Origin of the sequence: Enterobacter cloacae complex sp. IR5428, from assembly GCF_049238585.1 — a bacterium.
In the GTDB taxonomy this organism is placed as follows: domain Bacteria; phylum Pseudomonadota; class Gammaproteobacteria; order Enterobacterales; family Enterobacteriaceae; genus Enterobacter; species Enterobacter intestinihominis.
This window is the reverse complement of record NZ_JBMKHV010000025.1, coordinates 21,462-29,200: the sequence shown is the minus strand read 5'-3', so window position 1 is coordinate 29,200 and position 7,739 is coordinate 21,462. Positions and strand designations below refer to the sequence as shown.

The following is a 7,739-nucleotide window of genomic DNA, read 5'->3' as shown; positions in this document are numbered from 1 at the left end:
GTGGCGTATATTACGCTTTCCTCTTTCAGAGTCAACCCGTTATTTCAGGATTTTTTCTCTTCAACCGACCGGGTAGTCTGTGAAGTGATTCACATCCGCCGTGTCGATGGAGGCGCATTATAGGGAGTTCTCCGCAGGCCGCAACCGCTAAATGACAGAAAAATGACTGACTGCTGCATTCCCCAGCAAAACCCCGCCTTATACCCTTTTACGCACAGAGTTATCCACAGCGCTTCGAAAAAGTGAAAATATGCGAGCGTTGCGCAAACGTTTTCGTTAAAATGCTCGCGCTTAACAAGGAGGCCTCGTCAGGTGTGTTAGATGAGTTTTTCGCTGGAAAATTCATCTAACGCTCTCTGTAATCGTGAAATCCAGGGGATTTACCATGCAACAACGTCGTCCAGTCCGCCGCGCTCTGCTCAGTGTTTCTGATAAAGCCGGTATCATCGAATTCGCTCAGGCACTTTCCGCACGCGGTGTGGAGCTGCTTTCTACAGGCGGTACCGCTCGCCTGTTAGCAGAGAAAGGTCTGCCGGTAACCGAAGTGTCCGACTACACCGGTTTCCCGGAAATGATGGATGGACGCGTCAAAACCCTGCACCCGAAAGTGCACGGCGGCATTCTGGGTCGTCGCGGTCAGGACGACGGCATTATGGAGCAGCACAATATTGCCCCCATCGACATGGTTGTCGTAAACCTCTATCCCTTCGCCCAGACCGTCGCCCGCGAAGGCTGTTCTCTGGAAGATGCCGTAGAGAACATTGATATCGGCGGCCCGACCATGGTGCGCTCCGCAGCCAAGAACCATAAAGATGTGGCCATCGTAGTGAAGAGCAGCGACTACAGCGCCATTATTAATGAGATGGACGCCAACGAAGGGTCCCTGACGCTTGATACGCGTTTCGACCTCGCCATCAAAGCCTTCGAACACACCGCCGCGTACGACAGCATGATCGCCAACTACTTCGGTAGCCTGGTTCCTGCCTACCACGGTGAAAGCAAAGATCCATCTGGTCGCTTCCCGCGCACCCTGAACCTGAACTTCATTAAGAAGCAGGATATGCGCTACGGCGAGAACAGCCACCAGCAGGCAGCCTTCTATATAGAAGAAGAGGTGAAAGAAGCCTCTGTTGCGACTGCTCAGCAGGTACAGGGCAAAGCCCTCTCTTATAACAACATTGCCGATACCGACGCCGCGCTGGAATGCGTGAAAGAGTTCAGCGAGCCGGCCTGCGTTATCGTCAAGCACGCCAACCCATGCGGCGTCGCAGTAAGCACCTCCATTATGGATGCCTACGATCGCGCCTACAAAACCGACCCGACCTCCGCGTTCGGCGGCATTATCGCCTTCAACCGCGAGCTGGATGCGGAAACCGCGCAGGCCATCATCTCCCGTCAGTTTGTCGAAGTGATCATCGCGCCATCCGCATCCGAAGAAGCGCTGAAAATCACCGCGGCGAAACAGAACGTGCGCGTGCTGGTTTGCGGCCAGTGGGCAGAGCGCGTGCCGGGCCTGGACTTCAAGCGCGTGAACGGCGGTCTGCTGGTTCAGGATCGCGATTTGGGTATGGTGACAGAAGCCGACCTGCGCGTGGTGACCAAACGTCAGCCGACCGAACAGGAGCTGCGCGACGCGCTGTTCTGCTGGAAAGTGGCGAAGTTCGTGAAGTCTAACGCCATTGTTTACGCCAAAGAGAACATGACCATCGGGATAGGCGCAGGCCAGATGAGCCGCGTTTACTCTGCGAAAATCGCGGGTATTAAAGCTGGTGACGAAGGTCTGGAAGTCAAAGGTTCCGCCATGGCCTCTGACGCCTTCTTCCCTTTCCGCGATGGTATCGATGCGGCCGCTGCTGTGGGCATCACCTGTGTGATCCAGCCTGGCGGTTCAATCCGTGATGACGAAGTGATTGCCGCTGCCGACGAACATGGCATCGCAATGATCTTTACCGACATGCGCCACTTCCGCCATTAATTTCCGGAGCAGAAAATGAAAGTATTAGTGATTGGTAATGGCGGGCGCGAGCACGCCCTGGCGTGGAAAGCAGCGCAGTCTCCGCAGGTTGAAACCGTCTTTGTGGCACCGGGTAACGCCGGTACCGCACTGGAGCCCGCGCTACAGAACGTCGCCATCGGCGTAACCGATATCCCGGCGCTGCTGAGCTTTGCCCGGAACGAGAATATCGATCTGACGATTGTGGGCCCGGAAGCGCCGCTGGTGATCGGCGTTGTAGATGCCTTCCGCGCCGCGGGCCTGAAAATTTTCGGCCCAACGGAAGGTGCCGCACAGCTGGAAGGTTCAAAAGCCTTCACCAAAGATTTCCTCGCGCGTCATAACATCCCGACGGCGGAATATCAGAACTTCACCGAGGTAGAGCCTGCTCTGGCTTACCTGCGTGAAAAAGGCGCGCCGATTGTGATTAAAGCCGACGGTCTGGCTGCCGGGAAAGGCGTTATCGTGGCGATGACCCTTGAAGAAGCGGAAGCCGCTGTGCAGGATATGCTGGCGGGTAACGCCTTTGGCGATGCGGGCCACCGCATCGTGATTGAAGAGTTCCTCGACGGCGAAGAAGCGAGCTTTATCGTGATGGTTGACGGCGAGCACGTCCTGCCGATGGCCACCAGCCAGGATCACAAGCGCGTAGGCAATGCCGACACGGGTCCAAACACCGGCGGGATGGGTGCTTACTCCCCTGCTCCGGTGGTCACTGACGAAGTACACCAGCGCACCATGGACCGCATCATCTGGCCAACCGTAAAAGGGATGGCGGCGGAAGGCAATACCTACACCGGTTTCCTCTACGCAGGCCTGATGATCGACAAGCAGGGTAACCCGAAGGTGATTGAATTCAACTGCCGCTTCGGCGATCCGGAAACTCAGCCGATCATGCTGCGCATGAAGTCCGATCTGGTTGATCTGTGTCTGGCGGCGTGCGAAGGCAAGCTGAATGAGAAAACTTCCGAGTGGGACGAGCGTGCTTCTTTAGGTGTGGTGATTGCTGCGGGTGGCTATCCGGGTAGCTACAACACCGGGGATGAGATCCACGGCCTGCCGCTGGAAGAGATTGACGGTGCGAAGGTGTTCCACGCCGGTACAAAGCTCTCTGACGATGACCGCGTGCTCACTAATGGTGGACGCGTGCTGTGTGCGACCGCGCTGGGTCATACCGTGGCAGAGGCGCAGAAGCGCGCCTATGCGTTGATGGCGGATATTCACTGGAACGGCAGCTTCAGCCGCCAGGATATCGGCTATCGTGCCATTGCGCGGGAGCAGGGAGAGTAATTTCCCCCTCACCCTAACCCTCTCCCTCAAGGGAGAGGGGACTTAAATCAAAAACTCTTTTCTGTCGGCTGCCAGGTGCAGAAATCTTCGTTCGCCACCAGCAACAGCTGAGAGCCTTCCGGCGCTTCCAGCCATGCCACACTCACCTCCACAGATGAATGCCGCTGACGACGCTGAATGTGTTCGGTTGCCCAGGATTCAAGCTCAGGCTTCACTGTCTGCCCTTCGCAGGTGGTCACCGTGCCGTCGGCATGCCAGCGCCCCTGGCGCAGCACCACGCGGCCCTGACGCAGCGCATCGCTGGTCTGGCGAAGTTGTTCAGCACGGTAGCGGTAGAGCGCGACCTGATCGCTGGAAAGCTGCTGTTTCAGTCCACTGACCTCATGCTGCATAAAGCTCAGCTCGCCGTGGTCGTCAAAACGCACCTTCACGTGTTCGGGAGTCTTACTGTAGATATTCAGTTCAATGAGCGACAGCGCATCGCCCTGCCAGCGGTATTCTGCGGTCGAGGTATTGCCGTTATGCCACGGACTGAACGCGGTAAGCATATGCACTTCATCGCTGGAATCTTTGCGCCAGATCCTGACCGCACCCTGGTTGTCAGCGTAGCCGCTGACGGTAAACGGGGGGAGTGAGGAATCATGACTACAGGCAGACAGCAACAGTACGCCTGCCAGCGCGAGCGGTCCACGCCAGAATGACAAAAGGGGCGTTGCCGCCCCTTCGTTAAAACTGTTCACTGCCACGCGTCTTACTTAACTGCGTCTTTCAGTGCTTTACCAGAAACAAATGCCGGCACGTTAGCTGCGGCGATTTTGATTTCTTTACCGGTCTGCGGGTTGCGGCCAGTACGCTCAGCGCGGTGGTTCACTTTGAAGGTACCGAAACCAACCAGTTGTACAGCATCGCCTTCTTTCAGAGACTCAGTAATAGCAGCCAGGGTAGATTCCAGAGCAGCTTTAGCCTGCACTTTAGACAGATCAGCCTTGTCCGCAATTACATCAATCAGTTGAGTCTTGTTCATAAGTTATCCTTTCAATGTGTTTATCGCTTGCTAAGCATCGAGTGCGACGAAAATGCCAAAAAAGCACTCTCCTGCATACACGCACCGATAGCCACTTTTTTTCGCCCCCCAAATGTAGACCAGACGGGGGGCGAAAGGGAAGAGTCGAGGAGTGACAAAACAGGCGTTAAATCACGTTTTGTTGTCTCATTGGTTAAAAATTATACCAATATTGCTCTCGCCGGCCTCGCGCAGGTCCGCGCGAAGCCCTTTGATCAGCTCAATATCACGTTCTTCACACTCCGCCAGCAGACGGAAAATTTCCCACTGAATATCCCATTCCTGTTCAACCGCCGGGTTAGCACGCAGCTCTTCGTCGGTCATTTCACGGCCTTCCTGGGTCATTTCCAGCATCGCGACGGTGGTGATGGATGCCTTACTGACTTCAATGGCGTGCTCCAGGGTTTCACCGCTCAGACGGGAGTGGATCAGCTCGCTCAACGCCACACAGGCATCGATAGCCGGGTAGACGCCATACAGGTCGTAATCGTCCGCCGCAGGAATTGCCTCTTCCAGCTTTTCAAGCTGAGAGTCGAAGTTTACCTTTGCGTCTTTGACCGTCAGCGTCTCCCAGATCAAATCCAGGATACGTCGATAAATCTGGCCTTCGCCAAACTCCGTTTGCTTACAGAACGCGGCATAGTTGGGGTACATGCGCTCGCACAGGCAAGCCATAAACGTCACGTGCTGCCAGCTTTCCAGCTTCTCAAGGCGCAGATGAATCGGGTTTTGTAACATGATGATGTCTCGAATCGAAAATTAGCCGCAGTTTACCTGAATCACGGCTGAATTTCCTGCCAACGAATGAATGCCGGACGTGAAGAGGCAACGGCGTCAGCCCAGCGGGTAGGCTCAGGTAAGCGGTAGCCCTTCATACAGCGTTGCACCCATGCCAGGGCGCTGTCCATGCTGACCCGATGCCCGGTTGCGATAAACAGCGGATTGCAGCGCGCTTTACTGCGCCAGACCCACGCCAGCTGCTCGCCTTTATGGATAAGCGGCGCCAGCGCGCCCGGTTCGGCAGAGAGCGGCTCAAACGCGCCGCACAGGCGTTTTTTCGCCACGCCGATGGTCGGCACGTCTACCAGCAGACCAAAGTGGCTGGCAACGCCCAGGCGACGCGGATGGGAGATGCCGTGCCCATCCACAAACAGCAGATCGGGTTTTTGCGAGAGTTGCTCCCACGCGGCCAGCAGCGCGGGATATTCGCGGAAGGAGAGAAAGCCGGGGATATAGGGCATGGTGGTGGCGATACGCGCCACCTTGTACTCCACCAGCTCCAGCGACGGGTATTTCAGCACCACCATCGCCGCTCGCGTCACTTCACCGCCTTGCTCAAACCCGACATCCGCCCCGCCAATGTATCGCGGAGGGTCCGTATCCAGACGATCCTCGCGGATCACCGATGAAGCCAGTTCGATTTGCTGAGCGCGTAGCGACGCGAGATCCATAACCACTCCTTACTTGTGATACTGGGCAGAAAGCCGATGCACCGCCTCCACAAATACGCCAGCGTGTTCTGGCGGTACATCCTGATGAATACCGTGACCGAGGTTGAAGACGTGGCCTTCACCCTGGCCGAAACCAGACAGTATAGTCGACACTTCTTCTTCGATACGGGCAGGCTGCGCATAGAGCATGGACGGGTCCATGTTGCCCTGGAGCGCCACTTTATCCCCCACACGACGACGCGCATCGGCAATATCAGTGGTCCAGTCGAGGCCCAGCGCATCACAGCCGGTGGCCGCCATCGCTTCCAGCCACTGACCGCCGCCTTTCGTAAACAGCGTTACCGGCACGCGACGGCCTTCGTTTTCACGCAGCAGACCATCGACAATTTTGTGCATGTAGTACAGGGAGAACTGCTGATAATCACGCCCGGTCAGCACGCCGCCCCAGGTGTCGAAAATCATCACCGACTGCGCGCCCGCTTTAATCTGCGCGTTGAGATAGAGCGTGACGCTCTTCGCCAGCTTGTCGAGCAGGGCATGCAGGGCCTGCGGCTCTGCGTACATCATCTTTTTGATGACGGTAAAGGCTTTGCTGCTGCCACCTTCCACCATGTAGGTTGCCAGCGTCCACGGACTACCGGAGAAGCCAATCAGCGGCATGTCGCCTTTGAGCTCGCGGCGGATGGTGCGCACGGCGTTCATCACATAGCCCAGCTCGCCTTCCGGATCGGGGATCGGCAGCTTATCAACGTCGGCTTTGCTTTTGATCGGTGAGGTAAAACGCGGCCCCTCGCCGGTTTCGAAATAGAGCCCAAGGCCCATCGCGTCCGGAATGGTAAGAATGTCCGAAAAAAGAATGGCGGCATCGAGCGGGAAGCGGCGCAGCGGCTGGAGCGTCACCTCACAGGCCAGCTCGGCGTTTTTGCACAGCGACATAAAATCGCCCGCCTGCGCACGCGTGGCTTTGTACTCTGGCAGATAGCGTCCCGCCTGGCGCATCATCCACACCGGGGTGACATCAACGGGCTGGCGCAGCAGCGCACGCAGATAACGATCGTTCTTCAGTTCGGTCATTTTGCAGTTCCTTATTGCGTCAGTCCGTCAGTGTAACACTACTCATACTCGGCCCGACACATTGCCACGGTATCTTCTATCAGGCGACGCGCCACCGTTCCCGGCGGGGGCAGCAGCGGTAAATCGTCGTAGCGATACCAGTTCGCCTCCAGCAGCTCTTTCTGATCGATAACAATCTCGCCGCTGTCGTATTCCGCCATAAACGCGGTCATCAGGGACATCGGGAACGGCCACGGCTGCGACGTCACATAGCGCAGGTTTTTCACCTTAATGCCGCTCTCCTCCATCACCTCGCGCGCCACCGCCTGTTCCAGCGTTTCGCCGACTTCCACGAACCCGGCGAGGACGGTGTGAATGCCGTTGCGATGGCGGGTATGCTGCGCCAGCAGGATGGAATCATCACGGCGGATGGCGACAATGATGCACGGTGCGATTTGCGGGTAGTAACGTTCACGGCAGTGGCCGCAGAGCAGCGCCCATTCGGTTTTGCTCGGGTGCATGGTGTGGCCGCAGTAACCGCAGTATTTGTGCGAGCGGTAAAACTCCGCCAGCTGTACGCCGCGCCCCGCCAGCTGGAACAGGCCGACGTCCAGATCCAGCACCTGACGTACGGATCCCATATCCTGACGGCGCGCCTGTTGGATCAACCACACGGGATCGCCCTGCCACTCGCCGATCTTCAGCGCGGACTGGCCCACCAGATCGAACGTTTCCGCGGCACCGTAGGGCAACTCTCCTGAGGGTAGCCATAATTTTTGTTCGTGGCTGACGATCCACCAACCCAGATCTGATTTTTCAATAATACGATCCATATCTATTGCACTACCTTCGCTTCACTGACATGTTGTTAGCATTGTGGTTACATTTT

The 7,739-nt window shown here is 56.9% G+C and carries 8 protein-coding genes; 2 read left to right on the top strand and 6 right to left on the bottom strand.

The annotated features are described in order from the left end of the window. Nucleotides 1–385 precede the first annotated feature (385 nt). Nucleotides 386–1,975, top strand: coding sequence for a bifunctional phosphoribosylaminoimidazolecarboxamide formyltransferase/IMP cyclohydrolase (purH, locus tag ACOTXC_RS22045; protein WP_022646715.1), 1,590 nt, complete (start codon nucleotides 386–388; stop codon nucleotides 1,973–1,975). Between the two features lie 15 nt (nucleotides 1,976–1,990). Beyond that, nucleotides 1,991–3,283, top strand: a complete 1,293-nt coding sequence (purD, locus tag ACOTXC_RS22040; RefSeq protein ID WP_022646714.1) for a phosphoribosylamine--glycine ligase — start codon at nucleotides 1,991–1,993, stop codon at nucleotides 3,281–3,283. 47 nt (nucleotides 3,284–3,330) lie between these two features. Here purD and ACOTXC_RS22035 read toward each other — a convergent pair whose 3' ends face one another. From ACOTXC_RS22035 to nudC, 6 genes are all read right to left on the bottom strand, one after another. After that, nucleotides 3,331–4,023, bottom strand: a complete 693-nt coding sequence (locus ACOTXC_RS22035) for a DUF1481 domain-containing protein (RefSeq protein ID WP_421767953.1) — start codon at nucleotides 4,021–4,023, stop codon at nucleotides 3,331–3,333. 11 nt (nucleotides 4,024–4,034) lie between these two features. Continuing rightward, a complete protein-coding gene (hupA, locus tag ACOTXC_RS22030; RefSeq protein ID WP_002445246.1) occupies nucleotides 4,035–4,307 on the bottom strand; it encodes a nucleoid-associated protein HU-alpha in 273 nt (90 codons plus the stop codon). Between the two features lie 186 nt (nucleotides 4,308–4,493). Further along, nucleotides 4,494–5,084 (bottom strand): YjaG family protein, encoded by a 591-nt coding sequence (locus tag ACOTXC_RS22025; RefSeq protein ID WP_022646712.1) that lies wholly within the window; start codon nucleotides 5,082–5,084, stop codon nucleotides 4,494–4,496. 41 nt (nucleotides 5,085–5,125) lie between these two features. Continuing rightward, nucleotides 5,126–5,797 carry a deoxyribonuclease V gene (gene nfi / locus ACOTXC_RS22020; RefSeq protein ID WP_003862312.1) on the bottom strand — a complete coding sequence of 224 codons (672 nt, stop codon included), beginning with the start codon at nucleotides 5,795–5,797 and terminating at the stop codon, nucleotides 5,126–5,128. Between the two features lie 9 nt (nucleotides 5,798–5,806). Continuing rightward, a complete protein-coding gene (gene hemE / locus ACOTXC_RS22015) occupies nucleotides 5,807–6,871 on the bottom strand; it encodes a uroporphyrinogen decarboxylase (RefSeq protein WP_126292183.1) in 1,065 nt (354 codons plus the stop codon). 38 nt (nucleotides 6,872–6,909) lie between these two features. Next, entirely contained in the window at nucleotides 6,910–7,683 is a 774-nt protein-coding gene (gene nudC / locus ACOTXC_RS22010) for an NAD(+) diphosphatase (RefSeq protein ID WP_022646710.1), read from the bottom strand. Nucleotides 7,684–7,739: the final 56 nt, after the last annotated feature.

What these genes read in the sequence shown, in the direction of transcription:
- purH (WP_022646715.1), top strand. Translation starts at nt 386, where the DNA reads ATGCAACAACGTCGTCCAGTCCGCCGCGCTCTGCTCAGTGTTTCTGAT.
- purD (WP_022646714.1), top strand. Translation starts at nt 1,991, where the DNA reads ATGAAAGTATTAGTGATTGGTAATGGCGGGCGCGAGCACGCCCTGGCG.
- hupA (WP_002445246.1), bottom strand. Translation starts at nt 4,307, where the DNA reads ATGAACAAGACTCAACTGATTGATGTAATTGCGGACAAGGCTGATCTG.
- ACOTXC_RS22025 (WP_022646712.1), bottom strand. Translation starts at nt 5,084, where the DNA reads ATGTTACAAAACCCGATTCATCTGCGCCTTGAGAAGCTGGAAAGCTGG.
- nfi (WP_003862312.1), bottom strand. Translation starts at nt 5,797, where the DNA reads ATGGATCTCGCGTCGCTACGCGCTCAGCAAATCGAACTGGCTTCATCG.
- hemE (WP_126292183.1), bottom strand. Translation starts at nt 6,871, where the DNA reads ATGACCGAACTGAAGAACGATCGTTATCTGCGTGCGCTGCTGCGCCAG.
- nudC (WP_022646710.1), bottom strand. Translation starts at nt 7,683, where the DNA reads ATGGATCGTATTATTGAAAAATCAGATCTGGGTTGGTGGATCGTCAGC.